This window comes from Elusimicrobiota bacterium, from assembly GCA_041660925.1.
Taxonomy (GTDB): domain Bacteria; phylum Elusimicrobiota; class Elusimicrobia; order UBA1565; family UBA1565; genus JBAZUV01.
The window spans coordinates 1-21,510 of the sequence record JBAZVI010000002.1 but is presented as its reverse complement, the minus strand read 5'-3'; the positions used below and the strand labels follow the sequence as shown (position 1 = coordinate 21,510).

At 70.8% G+C, this 21,510-nt stretch carries 16 protein-coding genes and 1 tRNA gene; 8 read left to right on the top strand and 9 right to left on the bottom strand.

The features are described 5' to 3' along the window. Positions 1-3 precede the first annotated feature (3 nt). Together aspS and WC969_02655 are read left to right on the top strand one after the other, a co-directional pair. Positions 4-1,815, top strand: coding sequence for an aspartate--tRNA ligase (gene aspS, locus WC969_02660; GenBank protein MFA6028737.1), 1,812 nt, complete (start codon positions 4-6; stop codon positions 1,813-1,815). A gap of 166 nt (positions 1,816-1,981) precedes the next feature. Next, positions 1,982-3,577 carry a tetratricopeptide repeat protein gene (locus WC969_02655; protein ID MFA6028736.1) on the top strand — a complete coding sequence of 532 codons (1,596 nt, stop codon included), beginning with the start codon at positions 1,982-1,984 and terminating at the stop codon, positions 3,575-3,577. Between the two features lie 74 nt (positions 3,578-3,651). On the opposite strand, the gene WC969_02650 is transcribed toward WC969_02655, so the two are convergent. Beyond that, complete coding sequence (locus WC969_02650; protein ID MFA6028735.1) at positions 3,652-4,179, bottom strand: hypothetical protein; 528 nt, start codon at positions 4,177-4,179, stop codon at positions 3,652-3,654. 456 nt (positions 4,180-4,635) lie between these two features. Further along, positions 4,636-4,711: transfer RNA gene (locus WC969_02645), tRNA-Ala, on the bottom strand. Between the two features lie 375 nt (positions 4,712-5,086). Here WC969_02645 and WC969_02640 point away from each other — a divergent pair. From WC969_02640 to WC969_02615, 6 genes are read left to right on the top strand one after another with little or no spacing between them, the layout of a single operon-like run. Then, positions 5,087-6,058 (top strand): TonB family protein, encoded by a 972-nt coding sequence (locus WC969_02640; protein MFA6028734.1) that lies wholly within the window; start codon positions 5,087-5,089, stop codon positions 6,056-6,058. Positions 6,059-6,111: 53 nt separating this feature from the next. Beyond that, positions 6,112-8,583, top strand: coding sequence for a tetratricopeptide repeat protein (locus tag WC969_02635; protein MFA6028733.1), 2,472 nt, complete (start codon positions 6,112-6,114; stop codon positions 8,581-8,583). Positions 8,584-8,609: 26 nt separating this feature from the next. Continuing rightward, positions 8,610-9,236: a MotA/TolQ/ExbB proton channel family protein gene (locus tag WC969_02630; GenBank protein MFA6028732.1), complete on the top strand. Its 627-nt coding sequence runs from the start codon at positions 8,610-8,612 to the stop codon at positions 9,234-9,236. Beyond that, a complete protein-coding gene (locus WC969_02625) occupies positions 9,237-9,716 on the top strand; it encodes a biopolymer transporter ExbD (protein MFA6028731.1) in 480 nt (159 codons plus the stop codon). Next, entirely contained in the window at positions 9,713-10,138 is a 426-nt protein-coding gene (locus WC969_02620; GenBank protein MFA6028730.1) for a biopolymer transporter ExbD, read from the top strand. The genes WC969_02625 and WC969_02620 overlap by 4 nt, the downstream gene beginning before the upstream one ends. Beyond that, the gene (locus tag WC969_02615; GenBank protein MFA6028729.1) at positions 10,135-11,031 is read left to right on the top strand and encodes a hypothetical protein; all 897 of its coding nucleotides are present in this window, start codon (positions 10,135-10,137) and stop codon (positions 11,029-11,031) included. The genes WC969_02620 and WC969_02615 overlap by 4 nt, the downstream gene beginning before the upstream one ends. A gap of 39 nt (positions 11,032-11,070) precedes the next feature. Here the strand turns inward: WC969_02615 and mltG are convergent, their stop codons facing one another. The 7 genes from mltG to WC969_02580 form a co-directional block, all read right to left on the bottom strand. After that, on the bottom strand, positions 11,071-12,030 hold the full coding sequence (mltG, locus tag WC969_02610) for an endolytic transglycosylase MltG (protein MFA6028728.1): 960 nt from the start codon (positions 12,028-12,030) through the stop codon (positions 11,071-11,073). Between the two features lie 13 nt (positions 12,031-12,043). After that, complete coding sequence (locus tag WC969_02605) at positions 12,044-12,421, bottom strand: response regulator (protein ID MFA6028727.1); 378 nt, start codon at positions 12,419-12,421, stop codon at positions 12,044-12,046. A 25-nt stretch (positions 12,422-12,446) separates the two neighbouring features. Beyond that, the gene (locus WC969_02600) at positions 12,447-13,817 is read right to left on the bottom strand and encodes a HAMP domain-containing sensor histidine kinase (protein MFA6028726.1); all 1,371 of its coding nucleotides are present in this window, start codon (positions 13,815-13,817) and stop codon (positions 12,447-12,449) included. A gap of 17 nt (positions 13,818-13,834) precedes the next feature. Continuing rightward, positions 13,835-15,832 carry a type IX secretion system membrane protein PorP/SprF gene (locus tag WC969_02595; GenBank protein MFA6028725.1) on the bottom strand — a complete coding sequence of 666 codons (1,998 nt, stop codon included), beginning with the start codon at positions 15,830-15,832 and terminating at the stop codon, positions 13,835-13,837. Positions 15,833-15,837: 5 nt separating this feature from the next. Then, the gene (locus tag WC969_02590) at positions 15,838-16,272 is read right to left on the bottom strand and encodes a hypothetical protein (protein MFA6028724.1); all 435 of its coding nucleotides are present in this window, start codon (positions 16,270-16,272) and stop codon (positions 15,838-15,840) included. A gap of 67 nt (positions 16,273-16,339) precedes the next feature. After that, positions 16,340-20,509, bottom strand: a complete 4,170-nt coding sequence (locus WC969_02585; GenBank protein MFA6028723.1) for a hypothetical protein — start codon at positions 20,507-20,509, stop codon at positions 16,340-16,342. Positions 20,510-20,698: 189 nt separating this feature from the next. Continuing rightward, on the bottom strand, positions 20,699-21,373 hold the full coding sequence (locus WC969_02580) for a hypothetical protein (protein ID MFA6028722.1): 675 nt from the start codon (positions 21,371-21,373) through the stop codon (positions 20,699-20,701). Positions 21,374-21,510: the final 137 nt, after the last annotated feature.

Here is a 21,510-nt window from a genome sequence, read left to right as displayed (position 1 = left end):
GCCATGCAAAAATACAGGACGCTTTGGTGCGGAGAGATCGGCGCGGACCGCGTCGGCAAGGAGGTCCACCTGGCCGGCTGGGTCAACGCCCGGCGCGACCACGGCGGGCTCTATTTCTTCGACCTGCGCGACCGCACCGGCGTCGCCCAGGTCGTCGCCGACCCCGCGCAGAAGGAGGCGTTCGCGGCGGCCGGAGCGCTCGGCGCGGAGTTCGTCGTCAGCGTGCGCGGCCGCGTCGAGAAGCGCCCCGCGGGCCGCGAGAACCCGAAGATCCCGACCGGGCTCTACGAGCTCCACGCCCACGAGATCACGGTCCTCAACGTCTCCAAGACCCTCCCGTTCGAAGTCCAGGACGACGTCGTCGCCAACGAGGACACGCGCCTGAAGTACCGCTTCATCGACCTGCGCCGCCCCCGCATGTACGGGAACCTGCGCGTGCGCCACCAGGCCGCCGCCGCCGCGCGCCGCTTCCTCGACGGACGCGGCTTCATCGAGGTGGAGACTCCCATCCTCGCGAAGTCCACTCCGGAAGGGGCGCGCGACTTCCTCGTGCCCTGCCGCATCAACCCCGGCACCTTCTACGCGCTTCCGCAGTCCCCTCAGATCTTCAAGCAGATCCTCATGGTCTCCGGCGTCGAGCGCTACTTCCAGTTCTCCCGCGCCTTCCGCGACGAGGACCTGCGCGCCGACCGCCAGCCCGAGCACACGCAGATCGACGTCGAGATGTCCTTCATCGGCGAGGACGAGGTCCATCGCCTCGTCGAGGGGATGATGGCCGACATCTTCAAGGCGACCCTCGGCGTGGAGATCGCCGCCCCGTTCATGGCGCTCGACTACTCCGAGACGATGGCCCGCTTCGGCTCCGACAAGCCCGATCTGCGCTACGACCTCGAGATCGCCGACCTCACCGAGGACTTCCGCGCGAGCGCCTTCAAGGTCTTCGCCGAAGCCGCGAAGTCGGGCGGCGTCGTGCGCGCGCTGCCCGCGGCGGCCGGCCCCGAGGGGAAGGCTCTCAACCGCGCCGACCTCGACAAGCTCACGGACCTCGTCAAAGCCCTGGGCGCCAAAGGCCTGGCCTGGATCCGCTGGAAGGACGAGGGGGGGACGGTCGTGGCCGACTCTCCCATCGCCAAGTTCCTCACGCCCTCGGAGCTCGACGCCCTGAAGAAGCGCTTCGCTCCGAAGGCCGGGGACGCCCTGCTTTTCGGCGCCGGGCCCGCGGCCGACGTCTCCGCGCACCTGGGAGCGCTGCGCAAGGAGCTCATCGCGAAGCTCGGCCTCAAGCCGGCGCGGCCCTGGGCGCTGCTCTGGGTGCGGCACTTCCCGCTGCTCGAGAAGGACGCCGAGACCGGAAACTGGACCTTCACCCACAACCCTTTCACCGCGCCGCTCGACGAGGACATCCAGAAGCTCGAGAGCGACCCGGGGAGCGTGCGCTCCTACCAGTACGACCTCGTCGTCAACGGCGTCGAGCTCGGCTCCGGCTCCGTGCGCAACCACCGCGTCGACATCCAGGAGAGGATCTTCGCGCTCATGGGCTACGGCAAGGAGGAGATGCGCGAGCGCTTCGGCCTCCTGCTCAACGCGCTCGACTACGGCGCGCCCCCGCACGGCGGCATCGGCATCGGCTTCGACCGCCTCTGCGCGCTCCTGCGCGGCGAGGACTCCATCCGCGAGGTCATCGCCTTCCCGAAGACCCACAAGGGCTTCGACCTCATGAGCTCGGCGCCCTCGAAAGTCTCGGCGCGCCAGCTCAAGGAACTCCAGATCAAGGTCGAGCTCCCTCCTGCGCCCGACAGCGAACGCCGTCCCTGAGGCCGCGCGCGGCGGGAGGGTCTTCCTCCTCCTGCTGCTCCTCGCGGCCGTCTTCGCCGCCTACCTCCCGTCGCTGGGCGGCGGCTTCCTCTGGGACGACGACCTCTACGTCGAGCGCAACGCGGCGCTGAAGGCGCCCGCCGGCGAGGCCTTCCTGCGCATCTGGGTGAAGCCCAGGACCCCGCAGTACTACCCGCTCGTCTTCAGCTCCTTCTGGGTCGAGCGCCGCCTCTGGGGCCTGCACCCGGCGGGCTACCGCGCCGTCAACGCGGCCCTGCACGCGGGGAACGCGCTGCTCCTCTCGGAGGCCCTCGCCGTCCTCGCCGTGCCCGGCGGCTGGGCCGCCGCCCTCCTCTTCGCGCTCCATCCGGTGCACGCGGAGACGGCCGCCTGGATCGCCGAGCGCAAGAACCTGCTCTCGACCCTCTTCTATCTCCTCGCCTTCCTCTCCTACTGGGCCTTCCGGAACGCGGCGGGGCAGCGCCGCCGACGGCTCTACGCGGCGGCCCTCGGGCTCTTCCTCTGCGCGCTCTGGAGCAAGACGGTCGCCTGCACCCTGCCCGTCGCGATCCTCCTCGCGCTCGCCTGGAAGGAGGACCGCCGCCCCGGCTGGCAGGACCTCCGGCCGCTGCTGCCCTTCTTCGCGTTCGGCGGAGCCCTCGGCCTGGTCACGGTCTGGTACGAGGCCCATCGCGTCGGGGCGCAGGGCGCCGCATGGGCCCTGGGCCCCTTCGAGCGCCTTCTCCTCGCCGGCCGCATCCCCTGGTTCTATCTCGGCAAGCTGGCGTTCCCGCACCCGCTCTCCTTCGTCTATCCGCGCTGGGCGCTCGACCCGGGCGGCCTCACGCAGTGGGCGCCGCCGGCCGCCCTCGCCGTCCTCTTCGCCGGCCTCCTGGCGCTGCGCCGCCGCGCCGAGGCGCGCGCGGCGCTCTTCGCCCTCGCCTTCTTCGTCGCGACGCTCTTCCCGGCTCTCGGGTTCTTCAACGTCTACCCGTTCCGTTACTCCTTCGTCGCCGACCACTTCCAGTACCTCGCCAGCGCCGGTCCGCTCGCCCTGCTGGCCGCCGGGCTCATGCGCCTGCGCCGGCCCTGGGGCGGGGCGCTCGCCGCCGTCCTCGCCGCCGCCCTGCTCGCGCTGACCTTCATGCGCTCGCGCGCCTACCGCAGTCTCGAGGAGCTCTGGAAGGACACGCTCGCGAAGAACCCCGCGGCCTGGATCGCCCGCAACAACCTCGGGAAGCTCTACCTCGAGCAGGACCGGCTCGGAGACGGGATGGACGAGTTCGCGAAGGCGGCCGAGCTCTTCCCGGAGGGAGCGGAGATCTTCAACAACCTCGGCGTCGCCTTCATCCGCGCGGGCCAGCCGCAGAAGGCCGTCGAAAAGCTCGGCCGCGCGCTCGCGCTCAAGCCGGGCTACTCGGACGCGCGCTTCAACCTCGGCGTCGCCCTCGATGCGCTCGGGCTGCCGAACGACGCGCTGGCCCAGTACGCGGCGGTCCTCAAGACGGAGCCCGATCGGGGAGAGGCGCGCTACAACTACGCGCTCGACCTGTTGCGCCTGGGCCGTCCGGGCGAGGCCCTCCCGCACCTGCGCGAGGCCGCACGGACCAACCCCATCCCGCACTCCTTCAACAACCTCGGGGCGGCACTGGCGATGACGGGGGACTACGCGGGGGCGCAGGAGTGCTTCCGGCAGGCCCTGCGCCTCGACCCGAAGAACGCCGAAGCCGCCGCGAACATCCAGAGACTCCCTAAGCACTAAATCAAGACCCCTCTCCCGCCACGCGGGAGAGGGGTGAGCGCGCACCGCGCGCGGGGTGAGGGGCGTTCCCAGCCCTAGCAAACCTCTGGTTCGCGGCTGGGAACGCCCGTGAGCAGGTCGCGCACCCCGTGGAACGCGAGCGCGGCGAGTCCCTCGAAGAGCCCGACGCAGACCCCCGCGTCCACGATGCCGTGCCAGGGCTGGCGGAGGCCGTGGACGAGGACGATGAGGACGATCATCGTCGCGGTGAGCCCCCAGGAAAGCCGGAGTCGGCGCGCCGGCGCGGCGAAGAAGCTCATGCAGAAGAAGGGAGCGAGCGCGGCCCGCACGGGCGTCGGCGCGCGCAGGAGATGGAGCGCGCGCGCCGCGACGCGGGGAGCGAAGCTCCGGACGAGGCCCCGGCAGCCCATGCCGTAGCCCATGAGCAGACAGACGAGCGCGAAGGCCGTCCAGTGCGCCGCGTCCATGCCGGAGCGCATGCCCTCCAGCGCCGGCGGCGCCATGCGCCCCACCGCGCTGCAGAGGAGCAGTGCGACGCCGAAGAGGCCCCAAGCGGCGGCGAAACGACCCAGCGGCGTGACGGAGTCGGAGTCTGCGGGCATGGGAGTATTATAACGGGCGCGGCCGGAACGACAAGGCCTAGGATAGCCGGTCAGCGGTTCGATCCCGGCCCTACACCCACCACTTTAAAACCGAAGGGCCCCCGTGAGGGAGCCCTTCGGTTTTAAAGTGGTGGACCTGAGCGGGATCGAACCGCAGGCTCGCCGCAGGCCTTCGGCCTGAACGTCCTAAGCGGCGACCCTGGGCCTAATAGCGGTCAGCGGTTCGATCCCGGCCCTACACCCATCACTTTAAAACCGAAGGGCCCCCGTGAGGGAGCCCTTCGGTTTTAAAGTGGTGGACCTGAGCGGGATCGAACCGCAGGGTCGGCGCGGGCCTTCGGCCCTCAACGACCAGGCGCCGACCCTGGCCTGATAGCCGGTCAGCGGTTCGCCCCGACCCACATACACCACTTTAAAACCGAAGGGCCCCCGTGAGGGAGCCCTTCGGTTTTAAAGTGGTGGACCTGAGCGGGATCGAACCGCTGACCTCTTCCTTGCGAAGGAAGCGCTCTCCCAGCTGAGCTACAGGCCCGTATGGTTTCGCGACGACGATTGATTATACCAAACTCGTCCGCTTATGAGCGTCGTTGTCGGCGTGGGGTCTCGGCCGGTGTGCGCAGAGCGCACACCGGCCGTAGCGCCGCCGCCCCCGCCCACCCACCGTAACGCGACGCGGCGGCTGCAACGACAGCAACCAACGGCCATTGCCCTATTCGATCCTGGACATTCCGATTTCTGCTCATATAATCGCGCATTCTGGAACCCCTTAAGTTTCCTTAATAGGCCCTTCTCGCCCCTCAGCCCCTCCGACGGAGAAGCCGTTCCTATGCCCCCAAAGGACCCAGGCCCTTCTGGGCCCTAGGACACTGCTTCCGGACCCCCTACGCGCGCAATACTCATAGTGCGTATGGGCATCTACGAACGCGGCGAAAGCTTCCGGCGGGACCTCGCTTTCATCACCGTCGCCGTCCTCCTCCACGGCGGCCTCCTGCTCAAGGACCCGGCGCTCATCTGGGGGCCCTCCTCCGCCCCCCAGGACCATAACATCCCGGTCGAACTCGTCGCCTCGCCGACCCCCTCGCTGGCCCCCGTGCCGGCCGCGGCCGAGGAGAAGGACACCATGCCCGCCTACGGGCAGGGCGAGTACCGGCCCGAGGAAGCCCGCGCCGGCGCCCCGGAGCCCAGGCCGGAGGCGAAGAAGCCCGAGGCCAAGCCGAAGAAGCCCGCCCTCTCCCCCGAGATGCTCCGCGAGCTCGCCCTGAAGAAGGCCGAGCGCAAAGAGCGCCTCGCCGCCGAGCGCGCCGAGCGCGTCCGCCTCGCTCAGGAACAGGCCCGCATCCGCGCCGAGCAGGTCGCCGAGCGCAAACGCCGCAAGGTGGAGCTCGAGAGCCGGCTCGCCATGCTCCCCGACCCCGACGACGCCCTCCAGGACGCCCTCGCCGCCGCCCCCGCGCCGGCGCGCGCATCCCGCCCCGGCGCCGAGACCCGCGCGCCTCAGGCCGAGGTCGCCGACCCCCGCGGCCGAGGCGGCTCCACGACGCGCGACCTGGAGCCCGCCGGCGGCGGTCCCGTGCAGGACGGCGGCGGCGTCGCCTGGTCGCTCGAGGGTCCGGTGGGCAACCGCCGCCTCGCGCACCGCGAGGTGCCGGCCTGCCCCGACTGGGTCTCCGAGCGCGGTCTCGACCTCGTCGTCCAGATCCGCTTCCAGGTCCTCGAGGACGGCACCGTCCAGCGCGCGATGGCCGTGCGCCGCACCTCCGGCTTCCCCGAGCTCGACCGCGTCGCGCTCGACGCCCTCGGGCGCTGGCGCTTCGAGGCCGTCCGCGGCTCCGCGCCCGACACCTGGGGCGTCGTGACCTTCCACTTCACCATGGGATAACGGGAATCCCCAACGGGGATTCCCGTCCGCGTCGTTTCTGCTAAACTTCCTTCGTGAGCCCCCGTCCGAAAAACGCGGCGTTCAGAAGAGCCTTCGCTCTGACAGGCCTCCTTCTTCCCGCCGCGTTTTTCGGACGCCTTGATGCCAAGGCGCCCCCGCAGGAGGAGGAGTTCCGCCCGGAGACCTGGCACTCCTTCTCCATGGAAGCCGGGGCCATCGTCGGGGAGCTCCAGTACCAGGAGCGCGACTACGCGGGCGCGAAGACGAACTTCAACGAGTCCCTCGACTCGAGCATGAAGGTGGCGGACCCCAACGCGCCGTTCATGGCGCTCGACCTCTACCGGACCTCGGAGTTCGCGGTGCGCGAGAAGGACTACGACCGCGCCCGCCGCCAGCTGCAGATCCTCATCCACCGCTACCCCGACTCGGAGTGGGCGGCCCGCGGCCGCGCGCTGCTGGCGGCCATCACGAAGGAGCTCCCGCCCGACGACGAGGACTCCGCCGACCTTCCCGCGGACTCCCGCGAGGGCCCCGACGCCGCGCTCGGCCGCATCCAGTCGGCGCTGCAGGGCCGCCGCTTCGCACCCGCCCTGCTGGAATGCGGGCTCTTCCTGCGCCGCCACGCCGCTCACGCATCCGCCGGCGAGGTCCGACTCCTGCGGGGCGCTCTGCTCCTGCGCCGCGGAGAGCTCGACGCCGCCGTCCCCGAACTCGAGGCCGTCGCCCGCGGCGGCCCCGCCGGCCTGCGCTCGCGCGCCGCGTACCTGCTCGCCTCGGCGCAGTTCGCGCGAGGAGACCGGCGCGGCCTGCGCGACGCGGTCGCCGACGCTCCGGACCGGACCGACCGCTGGTCGCTGCTCGCGCAGGCCTGGCGCGCAGCCGACGAGGACGCGGAGGGCCGGCGCGAGAGCGCGCTCGCGCGCTGGCGCCTGGCCCTCTCCGCGCCGGGGCGCTCCGCGCTGGAGCCCTTCCTCCTCGCCGCGCTCGCGGCCGGGGAGGACGCTCTGGGCTTCGGCGAGGACGCGTCTCACGACATGCGCCGGGCCGTCGAGGCGGCCGACCGCGCGAAGATCGAGCGGCTCTCCAGCGCGACCCGCCTCTCCCTGGGCCACGTCCTGGCGCGCGCGCGCCGCTGGAAGGAGTCCGCCGCCGCCTACGCCGACTTCGCCGAGCGCTTCCCGGACCATCTCGCACGCGCCGACGCGCTCTACCTCCAGGGGCTCATGCTGCGCCGCGCGGGGCGGCCCGCCGAGGCCGCCGCCGCCTTCGAGGCCCTGCTCAGGAAGCACGCCTCCTCCGTGCGCGCCTCCGACGCCCACCTCCAGCTCGGCCTGCTGCGCGCCGACGCCGGGAAGATGGCGGACGCCGCGTCCCACTTCGAGAAGATGGCGCGGGCGGCCGGCGCGGACGCCGAGCGTGAGAAGGAGTCCGTGCTCCTCATCGCCCAGACCCGCTACAACACGAAAGACTGGAAGGGCGCCGTCGAACTCTACCGGAGATTCCTCGCCGAACATCCCGGCGACGCGCGTACCGCGCAGGTGGAGGAGCTGCTCCTGACGAGCTGGTGGATGCAGGGCGCGCGCGCGGAGCCCGCCTTCCTCGAGGTCCTGGACCGCCGCCCGGCGCGCCCGGTGGCCGCGCGCATCCGCTGGGAGCTCGGACGCGAGGCGCTGACGAAGGACGACTGCGCCGCGGCGTTGAGCCACCTCGGCCGGCTCGTGTCGGACTTCCCGGAGGACCGCAACGTCCCCGAGGCGCTCTTCAAGCAGGCCGAATGCCTCGAGAAGACGGGCCGCCCCGCCGACGCGGCCGCGCTCTGGAAGACGCTCCCCGAGCGCTTCCCCCAGGCGCCGCAGGCGCGCGAGGCCGCCTTCCGGCTCGGCAACGCCATGCTCAAGTCGGGTGATTACGGGGGCAGCGAGGCCGCCTACCGCCGGGCGGAGGCCGGAGGGGACGCGCTCGCGGCCGACGCGCTCTACAACCGGGCCCTGGCCCTCGTCCGGGCCGGACGCAAGGAGGAGGGGCTCGAAGCCTTCGAGAAGTTCCTCGCACGCTTCCCGAGCCGCGAGCGCGCCGAGCGGGTCTGGCTCGAGACCGGGACGATGCGCGAGGAGCTCGGCCGCACGGCCGCGGCGGCCGAGGCGTACGCGAAGGTCCGCTCGCCGGAGCTCCGCGCGAAGGCGCTCTTCGGAGCCGCCCGCTGCCGCGAGAAGCTCAAGCAGCGCGCGCTCGCGCGCCGGGCCTACGAGGAGCTCTACGCCGTGAACCCCGCCACCGATGCCCTGCGTCTCAACGGCCTCCTGCGCCTGGGACTTCTCTATGAGCTCGACGAAGAGCCGCTGAAGGCCATGTCGGTCTACAGCGAGCTCGTCCGGCTCGTCTCGGACCCCGCGCTCAAGAAGACCGCTCTCGAGCGCCTCCAGGACCTCATCGACCGCAAGGCGTACAACGAGAAGAAGGCTCCCGCGCCCGCGAAGAAGAAGGGGGCCCCGAAGGGGGGGAAGAAGGCCAAGCCCCGCGCCTAACCCCGGTTTCGTATACTGTCCCCATCATGGAAAGCATGACCCTCTCGCAGATGATGCGCGTCAGTCTCGCGATGCCGGCGCTGCTCGTCCTCTCGGTGCTCGTCGTCGGCCAGGCGCTCGAACGGCTCTACGTCTTCTGGGCGGCCCGCCGCCTGCCCTACGCCTTCTGGGAGCGCGTGCTCGCCCGCCTCGAGGAGGGCGACCGCGGAGGAGCGATCACGCTCTGCGAGCGCTCCGCCGACCCCATCGGCCAGGCCTTCCTGCGGCTGCTCCTGCTCCCCGAGCGGAGCACGGAGCGCCTCGTCGAGGCCTTCCAGCTCCACCGCCAGCGCTTCTCGATGGAGCTCAACCGCCGCCTCGGCCTCTTCGGCACGGCGAGCTTCATCGCTCCGCTCATCGGGCTCCTGGGGACCGTGCTCGGCATCATGCGCGCCTTCCACGACCTCGCGGCGGCCGGCACCGGCGGCCCCGCGGTCGTCGCCGCGGGAATCTCCGAGGCCCTCGTCGCCACCGCGGCGGGCATCGGCGTGGCCGTCTTCAGCGCGGTGCTCTACAACTACTTCACGCTCGCGGCGCGCGAGCGCCTCGCGACCCTCGACCTGTGGGTGCTCGAGCTCGCCCGCGTCCTGGCCGAGGTCCCCGCGAAGGGCTGATTGAACCCCTTCCTCGCGGAGGAGGAGCGCAAGGCCATCAGCGACATCAACGTCGTGCCGCTGGCCGACGTCTCGCTGGTCCTGCTCATCATCCTCCTCGTCCTCTCCCCGATGATGACCCCCTCGGCGCTGACGGTGAGGGCCGCCGGCCGCGACGCCGCGCAAGCCGCCCCCGAACCCGCCGCGGCGCAGGCCCCCGAGCCGGAGCCCGTGCTGGTGGTCTCCCTCTCCCCCGACGGGACGATCGGCGCGGCCGGACGACGCTTCCCCGGCCCCGGGGAGTTCATGGCCTTCGTGCGCGAGGAGCTGGCCCGGCGCACCGACCGGAAAGTGTTCGTGGCGCCCCACCCGGACGTCCCGCACGGGCGCGTCGTCCACATGCTCGAGACGCTGCGCTACAACGGCGCCTCCTCGGTGGCCCTCGTCCAGACCGAGGAGACTCAGCCACCGGCCGCCGCGCCGGGTCCGGGGGCTCCGTGAGCCGCTACCCGCTCATGCGCCTGCGCATGGGGCAGGACCAGGCCGAGCCCATGACCGAGGTCAACATCATCCCGGTCATCGACATCTCGCTGGTCCTGCTCGTCATCCTCTTCGTCACCGCCCCGCTCCTCTCGTACCCGCACTACCCCATCGACCTGCCGCGCTCCTCGGCCGTGCCCGCCCCGGGGAAGACCGTCGCGCTGACCTGCACGAGCGAGGAGCGCCTCGCCGTCGGCTCCCGCGACTCGAGCTGGCCGGAGCTCGAAGACGCCCTGCGCGCCGAGCTCGAGCGCAGCCCGGGAGCCGGCGTCGTGCTGCGCGTGGACAAGAAAGTGCCCTACCGCACCGTCCAGCGGCTCCTGCTCGCCGCGAAGAAGGCCGGCGCGAAGGAGATCGCGCTGGCCACGGACCCTTACAAGTGAGCCCCTTGCTCCTGGCCGCGCTCCTCGCCGCCGCGCCGCCGGCCGCGCAGGACGACGCGAAGCCGGGCGAGGCGGTCGTGCGGCAGGACATCACCATCAAGGGCAAGGGCCCGGCCGCGCCGCCGGCACGGGTGCCTCCCCCGCTCCCCGACGCGGCGGTCGTCGACGAGGTCGTGGAGTCGCTCGAGCTCTACCGCGGGGAGCGGCGCACCGAACTGCCGAAACTCCGCCTCCTGGCCCTCCAGCGCCGCCTCGACCGGCCCTTCCCGGAGGCTCCCTTCCTCGTACTCTCGCCCAGGGCCGCGACGCAGTCCTTCGAGCGCTGGAGCTTCGAGGTCTTCTGCGAGGGCCGAGGGGAGCGGGCGCTCTGGCGCGCCGACGGCTCCGGCCGCCTCGTCGAGCCGCTCGAGTGGAACGGCGCCGACGCCCTCGGGCGCACGATCCTGAGGGCGGGGGACCGCTGCCGCTTCCTCTTCGCGGGCGTCAACGCCGGGGCGCGGGTCGTGCTCGAGAGCGAGCCGGTCGAGACCTCCTCGCTGGCCTACCGCGACAACCTCTCCACGCTGCGCATGGAGGCCGCGCTCGGCCGGATCTTCCCGCCGGGCTCCTCGGAGCCCTACCCCGAGGCGGCCGACTACCTCGCCCCGATGGCCGAACGCCTAGAACGCTCGCTGCCTCCCGGAGCGCCTCTGCGACTGGAGCTGCGGCAGAAGGCCCCGGACTCCGCGCTCGCGCAGCGGCGCGCGGAAGAGCTCGTGCGGGCCCTCTCCAACGACCGCGTCCTCAGCCGGGAGCGCTTCCGGGTGGAGAGGATGGCGCCGGGAGAGCGCGGGGAGGTCGTCGCCTGCGAGCTGCCGCCGGACAAGGGCGCGACCATCCGGCTTGAAGAGTAGTCGGGAATCCCCGGAGGGGGATCCCGCCGGGATTCCCTGCTACTTCTGCTGGAGACGGCGCTCGCGCTTGACCTTCGCGCGCGCCTGCAGGTGCTCTTCGTTGGTCCGGCTGAAGATGTGTCCGCCCTTGTCGTCCGCCACGAAGTAGGTCGCGTCGGTCCGCGCCGGCTCGAGGGCCGCCTTCAGCGCCTCCACGCCCGGGCTGCAGATGGGGCCCGGCGGAAGGCCGAAGTACTCGTAGGTGTTGTACTTCGAGAGCATGCGCAGGTCCGAACGCCTCAGGGCCTTCGGCCACTCCCCGGTGTCCCGGCCCAGCGCGTACTGCACCGTCGGGTCCGCCTGCAGGCGCATGCGCCGGTCGAGACGGTTGACGTAGACCGCGGCGATGGTCGGCATCTCGGCGGAGAGCTTCGCCTCGCGCTGCACGATGGCCGCGAGCGTGAGGGCCTGGGAGAGGGTGAAGCGCCTCTGCGGGGAGGCGGAGAAGACCGGCTCCATGGCCGCGCGGAAGGCGTCGTGCATGTGGTGCGCGACGTCGACGGCGGGCGTGCCGCGGTCGAAGAAATAGGTCGTCGGGAAGAGGTAGCCCTCGAGGTTGTTGGCGCGGACGTACTCCATGAAGTCGGCCGCCTTGCAGACCCCGTTCTCCTCGAGCCGCGCGGCGATCTGCGCGGCCATGAAGCCCTCCGGAACGACGATCCGCGCGCGCTCGCTGCGCCCCTCGCGGATGACGAGCAGGGCCGGGAACGCGCCCATGCCCTTGCGCAGGAGGTAGACCCCGGGCTTGAGGCGGCGGTCCGCGCCGGTGAGCTTGGCGGCGGCCCGGAAGGCCCAGTCGGGACAGACCCCCTCGCGGGCCAGGATGGCCGCCGCGCCGTAAGCGCCGGTCCCGGGGGGGATCTCGAGCCGCCGCGCCTCGCCGCCCGGACGCAGGGCGAGCCAGGCGAGAGCCGAGCAAAGCCCCAGCACGAGGGCGGCGGAGAGGGTCTTCAGGCGCATGTCGTCGACCGCGTCAGGCGCGGGCGCGCCGCAGGACCGCGCGCAGGCGCGCGAGGAGGTCCTCCGGCTTGAAGGGCTTGATGATGAAGTCGTCGACGCCGAAGTGCAGGGCCTCGAGTTCGTCGTCGGCGGTCTGCTTGACGGTGAGCATGATCACCGGGACCTCGGCGGTGGCGGGGGAGCGGCGCAGAGCCTGCACGAAGGACTGTCCGTCCATCTTGGGCATCATCCAATCGACGAGCACCGCGTCGGGCTTGAACTCCTCCGCCTTGGCGAGCCCGTCCATGCCGTCGGTGGCGAGGCGCACGTCGAAGCCCGCCCCGTCGAGCACGTCCTTGATGATGACGCGAAAATCGTCCTCGTCGTCGACGACCAGCACTTTCACGGGCATCCTTTCCTCCGCTTCGCCTCTCATCTTACGACATCCGGAGGGTGAAAAGGAACTGCGTCCCCTTCCCCGGCGCGGAGCGCGCGCTGACCTTCCCTCCGTGCGCCTCCACGATGGACTTCACGATGAAGAGCCCCAGTCCGGTGCCCTTGGTCCCGTGCACTCCGGACTGGATGTTCTTGCCCTGCTGGAAGCGCTGGAAGAGGTTCCGGAGGTCCTCGTCGTCCATCCCGCGCCCCGTGTCGGCGACCGCGACCTCGAGGAAGCGCGCCCCGCCCTCGCGGTAGGCCTCTCCCTGGATCCAGACCTGGCCGCCGGAGGGGGTGAACTTCAAGGCGTTCGCGATGAGGTTCACGAGCACCTGCCGCACCCGTTCCGGGTCGGCCTGGACCTCGCCGATGCCCGCGTCGAGCCGGTTGGAGAGCGTGATGTTCAGCTCCCGGCTCTTCGCCTCGAAGAACTGGACGACCTCGTCGGCGACGCCCTGCAGACGCGTCGGCTTGAGGTGGCACTCCATCTTCCCGCGCTCGATCTTGGCGACGTCGAGGAGGTCGTTGATGAAGCCCGAGAGCCGCCGTACGTTGGCCTGGATGCGGCCGAAGTACTCCCAGAACTGCTGCGGGTCGGCCGACTGCCCTCCCGCGGCCTTGGCCTGCAGGAGGTTCAGGAAGGACTCGATGGCCCCCAGCGGCGAGCGCAGCTCGTGGGTGACCGAGGAGACGAAGTCGCGCTTCATCGCGTCGAGGTCCTCGAGGCGCGCCGACATGTTGTTGAAGGACTCGACGAGCGCCCCGATCTCGTCTTTGGACCTCCACTCGAGGCGCAGGCCGAGCCGGCCCTTCGCGATCTGCGCGGCGCCCTCGGAAAGCGCGTGCAGGGGCTGCGTGAGTCGGCTCGCGAACCAGCCCGTGAAGAGCAGGGTCGCGATGAGGGTGATGCCGAAGAGCCGCGCGAGGTCGCGCTGCAGCCGGCCGACCTGCTGCTTGACGCGGGCGCTGAGCTCCTCTCCGTCGATGCCGACGGAGAGGGAGACGCGCCGCCGGCCGTCGGCGGGATCCCGGACGATGATGAGGCGCTCGAAGAGCTCCGGACCCGAGCGCGCGGTCCCCACCGTGCGAGTCTCGGAGTGGGTCCCCTCCTCCCACTGGATGCGGCAGTAGGCGATGGAGGGGAACTGCGCCTGCAGGAACTTCACGTAGCTGATCAGCAGCACCTCGTCGCGGTTGAGGAGGGCGTCGCGCGCAGCGCGCTCGACGGTGCCCTCGATGATGCGCACGCGGTCCTGGCTCTCCGCGACGAGATGCCGCTCCTGCAGGGTCACGAGTCCGTAGCCCAGGCCGCCGAACGAGACGGCGAAGAGCGTCGTCATCGCGACCATGAGCTTCAGGCGTATCGTCATCGTTTCCTCGCTTCCGGCTAGCGCGAGCCTCCCTGCAGGATCTCGGCCTGCACGCGCTGAAGCGCGCGCCGGGCCGAGGCGTTGTTCGCGTCCACGTCCAGGATGCGCTGGAACATGGTCGCGGCCTCGCTGAGGCGCCCCTGCGCGTAGAGGTCGACGCCGGCCTCGTAGAGGCGCTGGATCTCCAGCGGCGCCGGCGCGGCTGCGGCCGCCGGCTTCTCGACCGGCTGGGCGGCGCGCTCGACCTCCCGGGCCTTGCGCTCCATGAGCTGCACCAGCGCGTCGATGTAGGACTTTAGCGACCTCCGGGCCTCCGCGTCAACCTCGAAGCGGTGGGCCAGGCGCAGGGACTTCAGCGCCTTCGGATAGTCCTTCTGCGCGTAGTACGCGGTCGCCATGCGCTTGTGCGCGAGCACGTTCTCCGGCGCGACCTCGAGGACCTCGCGCGCGAGTTTGAGGACCTTGTCGTAGTCGCCGTCGCGCAGCGCGACCTCCATGAGCGCGAGGCTCGCGCCCACGATCTTCTCGCGCCCGAGCGTCGGCGCCGTCGTCGGCGCCGCAGGCGCCGGCGCGCGCGCCACGCCCGCCTTGCCCTCCACGACCTGGAGCATGCGCTCGTAGCGCTCGTCGGCCGGGTTGAGGCTCTGCGCGTAGGAGAACTTGCGCAGCGCCTCGCGGTCCTTCCCGGAGAGGAAGTCCATGACGCCCTCGTAGAGGGCGGCCTCTCCCGCGTCCGTGTGGAACTGGGTCACCAGCGGGAAGGTCCCGGAGACCGCGCTCATGCGCTCGAGGCTCATCGCGAGGCCCCGGTCGCTGGGGTTGAGGCCCGCCGCCTGCGCGAGCTTCTCGCGGGCGTCGGCGAAGCGGCCTTCCGCCGTGTCCAGGCGCGCCTGGCGCAGGAACTCGCGCTGGGCGGTGCGCTTGTAGAGCGCGAGGTCCTCGGCCTGGGCCCGGAACTCGGGGGTCCCGACCTCGGCGAGCTCGCGCATGTTCTCGAGGATGGCCTCGGAGAACTTCGGCTCCGCCCCGCGGGGGCGGCCGAAGCGGAAGCTCATCCCCATGCGGTGCGTCCCCATGGTGTTGGAGACGGTCCCCAGCGGGATGTTGAAGCCGTAGTCGACCTGGATGCGGCTGACGCGGTAGGAGAGGCCCACCGCGATCTGCCGGTAGTCGCGGTCGCCGAAGCCGAGCGCGCCGCGCAGGCCGAAGGTCCCGTGCACCAGGGTCGGCAGCCATTTCTCGCCGGCCACCGTCATCACGCGGTCGGTGGCTCCGTTGGGGGCCTTGAGCAGCTGCAGCTCGGAGGTCAGCGTCATCCACCCCGTCTGATAGGCCGCGCCGAGCTTCACGTTGCGCCCGAGCTTGTCGCTGTCGGAGCTCGAGATGGCGATGTTCGGCTCGAAGAGGTGCTGGATCGCCAGGCCCAGCGAGACCTTCGGACGGGGGCGGTAGAGGAACCCCAGGTCGAAGTCCATGTTCGACTGCCCGCCTTTCTGGAGCACGGGGTCGACTCCCTGGTCCGCGACGCCGGTGTTGCTGAACGCGTTGTCGGCCGCGGCGACGTGGCCGAGCGAGCGGGTGAGGTACTTCATGCTCGCGCCGGCGTAGAAGCCGTGGGGCGCCGCCTCCGCGAAGAGCCTGCGGCCGTAGGAGCCGTAGACGCTCATCTCCTTGTAGAGGTCGTCGAGCGTGAAGTAGTTCCACGCCGCGCCCCAGCCGCCCTTGCGCCCGCCGTCGATGGGCTGGGCGTAGGCCAGGAAGGAGTTCTGCAGGTTCGACTTGTCCGAGAGCCCCGTGAAGAGCTTCGAATAGGTCGTCGTCAGCTGCGGCCGGTCGATGATCCCGAGTCCGGCCGGGTTGTAGTAGACCGCGTAGGCGTCGTCGGCCACCGCGGTGAAGGCGTTCCCCATGCCGGTCACGCGGGCGCCGACGCCCACGTCGTCATAGGCCGCCTCGGCGGGCCGGATGGAGGCCGCCGCGAGAAGGACCGCGAGAAGAAGGATCGTGTTTTTCATGGCTCTCACCTCGCCACCACGACGGTCCCCGAGACCGTCGCGTCCTCGGATTGGATCTGCCAGAGGTACACTCCGGCCGAGACGGCGCGCCCGCCGGCGCGTCCGTCCCAGGTCAAGGCGTCGTATTGCCTCGCGCCCGGATAGGCCGACTGGCACTGCGGCTTGATGGCCGAGCCGGTCTCGGGGATGAAGAGCATCTCGGAGACCGCATGGCCGCGCAGGTCGTAGACGACGCCCGAGACGGCCGAGGCCTTCGGGTTGTCCACGCAGAGGATCCCGATGTCGTTGCGCCCGTCGCCGTTGGGGGTGATGACCCGCACGAGGGCGCCGAGGTAGCGGAACGCGCCGTTGGAGGCGGCGTTGAGGCGGCCGGTCTCCAGCGTGGCGCCGAGGAGCGCCGCCGCGAGGGCCCCGAGCGCCACGAGGGTCCAGTTGAGCACGCGCTCCCTTGCGAGATTTCCGTGAATTTCTTTCTGTTTTTTCATAATCCCTCTTCCTTTATGACGCTCAGCGCGCCACCACCAAGGTCCCGTTGAAAGTCTTCCCGTCGCCCTTCACTTGATAGATGTAGACGCCGCCCGTCACCGTGCGGCCGTCCATCTTCCCGTCCCACATCAGCGAGTTCTCGAGCGGCCCCGGCGCCATCATCGCGACGAACGCCCCGCGCAGGTCGTAGATCTTGCCCTCGACCGACGCGTTCTTCGGATTGTCGAAGCTGAAGATCACCACGTCGTTCTTGCCGTCCCCGTTGGGGGTGAAGATGCGACTGGTGATGTTCGAGAGGTCGAAAGTGACGCCCTGCTCGCGGAAGATGCCGCGGACCTGGAAGCGTCCGAGGTTGGGCGTGACGACGGTGACGGTCTGCTCGGCGGCATCCACCTTGCCGTAGAGCTTCTTGAACTCGACGCCGTTGTTCCAGAAGATGCCGAGGTTCTGGACGTCGTCCTCGGCGGCGGCGAGGACCGTCCCCTTCTGGGCGCGGACATCCTGCAGGGAGACCCCGCTCGTATGCGGCACGGGCTTGCCTCCCTGGGTAACGAAGTGGAGGACCACCGGGACCGGCGGCGCGAGGACCAGGTTCTTGACCTCGCTCACGCCGCCGAGCATCGGGACGAACTCGACGGACTGGAAGATCTTGTCGCCGACCTCCTGGGGGAGGCGGCGGCGGGCGATCTGGATGTCGTCTCCGAGGCCGTTGCGCGCGCCGTTGAGGAGGAGGTCCGCCGAGGAGTTCGGCAGCACGACGCGCGAGGCGCAGTCGTCGATGAAGTAGGAGCGGTCGCCCAGAGAACTGATCGCCAGAGAGTCCGTCGACACGCCCAGGGTGTTGTACGAGCGGAGGCGGTAGTAGAAGAGGTCTCCGTTGGTGACGTCGGTGAAGCTCGTCTGGCTCACCCCGTTGACCGCGGAGAGCGAGAAGTGGTCGCAGGGGTCGGTCGAGCGCGAGACCTGGTAGCCGATGAGCTCGTCGGCGAGCGGGGTCCCCGTGCTCTCGAAGAGCGTGCCGTCGGCGAAGCGGGTCGTCGTCGACCAGTTCAGGTTGAACGTGTTGGAGCTGATGCTCTGGGTCAGGCCCAGGGGCTCCATCGGCGGCAGGGTGTAGGGCAGCGCGGCGACGACGGGCGAAAGCGTGCTCTCGAGACCCTCCTGGTCGCGGCCGGAGATCCGGTAGTAGTAGGTCGTGAAGGCGGTCAGCGGCCAGTCGGTCAGCGCCGCCGCGGTCGTGGCGATGCGCAGATCGTAGGGTCCTCCCGACTGGCTGGAGCGGTAGAGCGCGTACTCCTTGAAGTCCACGCCGGCCTGGGCCGGCGAGAGGGCGTCCCAGCGCACGAACGCCTTGTTGAGCCCGTTGCCGGCGCTCAGGCCGGAGGGCGTCGCGGGGGGCAGGTTGAAGGGCTTGGCGAAGACCTGGAGCCCGCCGGTCGCGCGCGCATCGAGCGCGGAGACCTCGCTGATGGCGTCGTAGGAGCGCACGGCGAAGTAGAAGGTCGAGGAGGCGTTGAGGCCCTGGAGGAGGAAGGTCTCGACGCTTCCGGGGTCGTGCGCGGGGGAAACGGCGGCGGCGCTCGCCGCGGAGAGCGCGTACCAGGCCGCGGAGTCTCCTCCGGTCTGGGCGATGGAGAAGGTCGCGAAGCGCAGCTCATAGCGCGCGATCGGGACGAAGTTCGCGTTGCGCGGCGCGGTCCAGGCGAGCGCGAGCTCGCCCTCGCTCGCCGTCGCGAGCGCGGTCAGGTCCGTGACCGCGTCCGGGGCCGTCAGGACGAAGCGCGGCAGCCCGAAGTTCGAGGCGTTGAGGCCCAGCGCGGGATCGCGCAGCCAGCGCCCGAGGCGCGCGGTGCCGGAGGAGTCCTCGACGCGCAGAGCGAAGTAGTAGGTCGTCAGCGGGTTGAGGCCCGTGAGGACGAGCGTCCTCGTCTCGCCGTACGCCGTGGTGGGCGCCGGGAGGGGGGTACCGGTGAAGACCGAGAGCGGCTGGGCCGCCGCGAAGGCCGCGTCGTCGCCGATGTTGGAGGCGCTCGAGGCGCGCAGCTCGTAGCGTTCCGGCGCCTGGGTCCCCGAGCGGCCGGGCTCGCTCCAGCTCAGCTGCAGCTCGCCGGCCGAGGCGCCCGCTCCCGCGTGGAGGTCGGTGACGGGCGAGATGCCGCGCGAGCGCGCCTGGGCCTGGGCCGGGGTCGCCGCGGCAAGGTCGAGGGGGGAGACATCCCCGCCGCGGTCGATGGAACGCACCGCGAAGAAGTAGAGCGTGGGCGTCAGGCCGGTCAGCGTCAGACCCTCGAGCGCGCCCGGCGCCTTCGCCGGGGCGAGCGTCCGGGTCTCCGCACGCGAGAGCCAGGCCGCGTCGCTGACGACTCCCGCACGCGAGAACGTCGCGTAGCGGAGCTCGTAGCTCGTCACGGTGGTGAAGTTCGGGTTGCGCGGCGCGGTCCACGCGAGCGCGATCTCTCCGTCGTCGGCCCCCGTCAGCGCGGTGAGGTCCGTGACGGCGTCGGGCGGACCGGGGATGCGGTTCGGGAGGCTGTAGTTGTTCGCGTTGATCGCGAGCAGCGGGAGACGGGACCACTGGCTCACGACCGGCTGGGAGTCCTGCATGCGGAGCGCGAAGTAGTAGGTCGTGAAGGGCGTCAGACCCGTGACGACCAGCGCGGCGGGACCGACGCTGCCGGTCGGCACGGAGAGCGGCGTCCCCGAGAAGGCCGAAAGCGGCTGTGCCGCGTCGAAGGAGGCGTCGTCATCCATGTTCGCGACCGTGGAGACGCGCAGATCGTAGGCCAGCGGCGCGATGAGCTCCGCGGAATCCGGCTCGGTCCAGGTCAAAGAGACGCTTCCCGACGCGGCTCCGGGGAGGGCCGTCAGGTTCGAGATGGCGGCAATCTGGCGCGGGCGCGCGAAAGGCTGGGTCGAGACGCCCGCCGTCTTGGCGTCGATCAACGAGGTCAGGCCGATGAGGTCGACGGACTTGACCGCGACATAGTAGTCGAAGAACTGGCTCAGGCCGCCGACGCTCAAGGTCTCGGTGGCGCCCGCCGGGAGGGCGGAGGCGGTGACGACCGTGGTCGCATCGGCGAGGTCGAACCAGGCGTCGGCGGAGCCGCCGTACGAGGCGAGGCTGAGGGTGTTGACCTTGACGATGTAGTGGTCGACCGGCGTCCCGCCGGGCACGGCCGGGGAGGTCCAGTTGAGCCGGATGGCGCGCAGCTGAGCGAGATCGGGCGCCGCGGAGAGGTCCGTGACGGCGGAAGGCGCCACGCCGACGTAGCGCGCGACCGCGGAATTCGAAAGATTGAGGCCGAAGGGCCCGGCCCGGCGCCAGGCGCCCTTGTAGGCGGGCGCGCCGGAATCGACGAGGCGCACGGCGAAGTAGTAGGTCGCCGACGGCGTCAGGCCCGAGACCGTGAAGACGGGGCGGGCCCCGGGGACTCCCGGCACCGGCGGAGTCGAGGAGGAGAAGGCGGTGAGGGGACGCGCGGTCTGGAAGGCGGCGTCGTCCGGGATCTGGGCGCTCGTGGAGACGCGCAGCTCGTAGCGGCTGGGCTCGAGCGTGCCGACGCGGCCGGGAGCCGACCAGACGAGGTCGATGCTCCCGTTGGCAGTCCCCGGCACGGCGGACAGGTCGGTGACGCCGGCGACGCCGACGACGGGGACGCGCGCCTGCTGAGCGGCGCCTCCGCGGGCGTTGACGTCGATGATCGAGACGTTCCCGACGACGTCGACGGTCTTGAGGGCGAAGTAGTAGGTCGTCCCGCCCTCGAGGGCCGTCAACACGCTCTGCTGCGAGCCCGGCGCCATCGGAAGAGGCGCCGGAACGGGTGCGGCCAGACTGAACCAGGCGGTCGTGTCTCCGCCGAGGTCCTGTACGCTGAAGGTCGCGACGCGCAGCTGATAGCTCGCGGCCGCGACCGCGGTCGGATGGGTCCCCGTGCTCTCCTGCGGGGCCGTCCACTGGAGGAACGCCTGTCCTTCGGCCCCCGCGGTGCCGACCAGGTCGGTGACCGGAGCGGGGGGCCAGATGTCCACGGGACGGACGGAGATGGTGAACGAGTCGTCGTCGCGCTCGAAGGCCTGCGCGGGGACCGGGGGGGTCAGGGCGACGCAGAGCATCCAGGCGGCGGCGAAACGCCGCGCCCTGCGCAGGCCCATGCGGGCCGCGCTGCCCATGCCGCTCAACCGTCGATCCATTCCGTTCGCCACTCGTTCAGGCGCCGCTCATCCGGCAGCGGTGTCCCTCCCGCCGTGTAGAGTCCCGTCGGCGCACGAGGGCTCCCCGCGGGCGCGCTGCCGCCGGCGGAGGGGGACGGACGCTCCCGCCTCCGCTGCCGGCGCTCCGCGCGCTCCGTAGAGCTCTCGTATGCGATTCATCGCGACCTCCTAGTTCGTCACTCCCGTCACCGCGGTCAGCGTCACCACGAAACGCTGCACGCCGGACCAGTCCGAGAACGTCGGCGCGTCCAAGCGCAGCCACAATTGCCGCACCGTGTTCACCGGCAAGTTATCCATGTCTGCCCCGTTCGGCATGTCTCCGTTGTTGATCTCGTAGGTGTTGGCGGCGAGGGTGTCGTCCTCCGCTCCGTCCGGTTCGCCGGCCACCGCCGGAGCCGTCCTCACCATGTGCCGGCCATCGTCACCCTGCTGGAACTCCGCCTCATCCGGGTGCGCGTCCTTGTCCTGCGCGAACAAGGCGTACAGCTGCGCTGCGTTCGTCTCGTTGACCACATCGTCCGCGTCGACGGTCCACTGGTCCAGCGCCTGAGCCTTCAGCTCCACTTCCTGGTTGTTGAAGTTCCCCAGGATCGTCACCGTCGCCGGGCTCACGAAGTACGCCGTCGCCCCCAGCGCCAGCGAGAGGCTCATCGTCCCCGGCGTGTCCGCGGCGCTGAACCGCGTCGTCGTCGTATCCACATCCACCCCCAGGTCCGTCGCGGGCGTGATCGTGATGGTCAGCGAGTCCGAGTCGTTGAGCGGATTCGTGTCCGCCGCCAACGCCCCGCCCGCTCCCAGCAGCGCCAGCGCCGCCGAGAGCAGCACTCCCGTCAGGTCCTTCATCCTCGTTTTCATCTCAGCTCTCTCCTTTGCGTTGTTTCGACGTCATCAGTTCGTCACGCCCGTCACCGCCGTCAGCGTCACCACGAAGCGCTGCGTCCCCGACCAGGCCGAGAACGGCGGAGCGTCGACGCGCAGCC

Coding starts and splice junctions, on each gene's coding strand:
- WC969_02640 (MFA6028734.1), top strand. CDS start 5,087: ATGGGCATCTACGAACGCGGCGAAAGCTTCCGGCGGGACCTCGCTTTC.
- WC969_02585 (MFA6028723.1), bottom strand. CDS start 20,509: ATGGATCGACGGTTGAGCGGCATGGGCAGCGCGGCCCGCATGGGCCTG.
- aspS (MFA6028737.1), top strand. CDS start 4: ATGCAAAAATACAGGACGCTTTGGTGCGGAGAGATCGGCGCGGACCGC.
- WC969_02630 (MFA6028732.1), top strand. CDS start 8,610: ATGGAAAGCATGACCCTCTCGCAGATGATGCGCGTCAGTCTCGCGATG.
- WC969_02600 (MFA6028726.1), bottom strand. CDS start 13,817: ATGACGATACGCCTGAAGCTCATGGTCGCGATGACGACGCTCTTCGCC.
- WC969_02580 (MFA6028722.1), bottom strand. CDS start 21,373: ATGAAGGACCTGACGGGAGTGCTGCTCTCGGCGGCGCTGGCGCTGCTG.
- WC969_02650 (MFA6028735.1), bottom strand. CDS start 4,179: ATGCCCGCAGACTCCGACTCCGTCACGCCGCTGGGTCGTTTCGCCGCC.
- WC969_02595 (MFA6028725.1), bottom strand. CDS start 15,832: ATGAAAAACACGATCCTTCTTCTCGCGGTCCTTCTCGCGGCGGCCTCC.
- mltG (MFA6028728.1), bottom strand. CDS start 12,030: ATGCGCCTGAAGACCCTCTCCGCCGCCCTCGTGCTGGGGCTTTGCTCG.
- WC969_02605 (MFA6028727.1), bottom strand. CDS start 12,421: ATGCCCGTGAAAGTGCTGGTCGTCGACGACGAGGACGATTTTCGCGTC.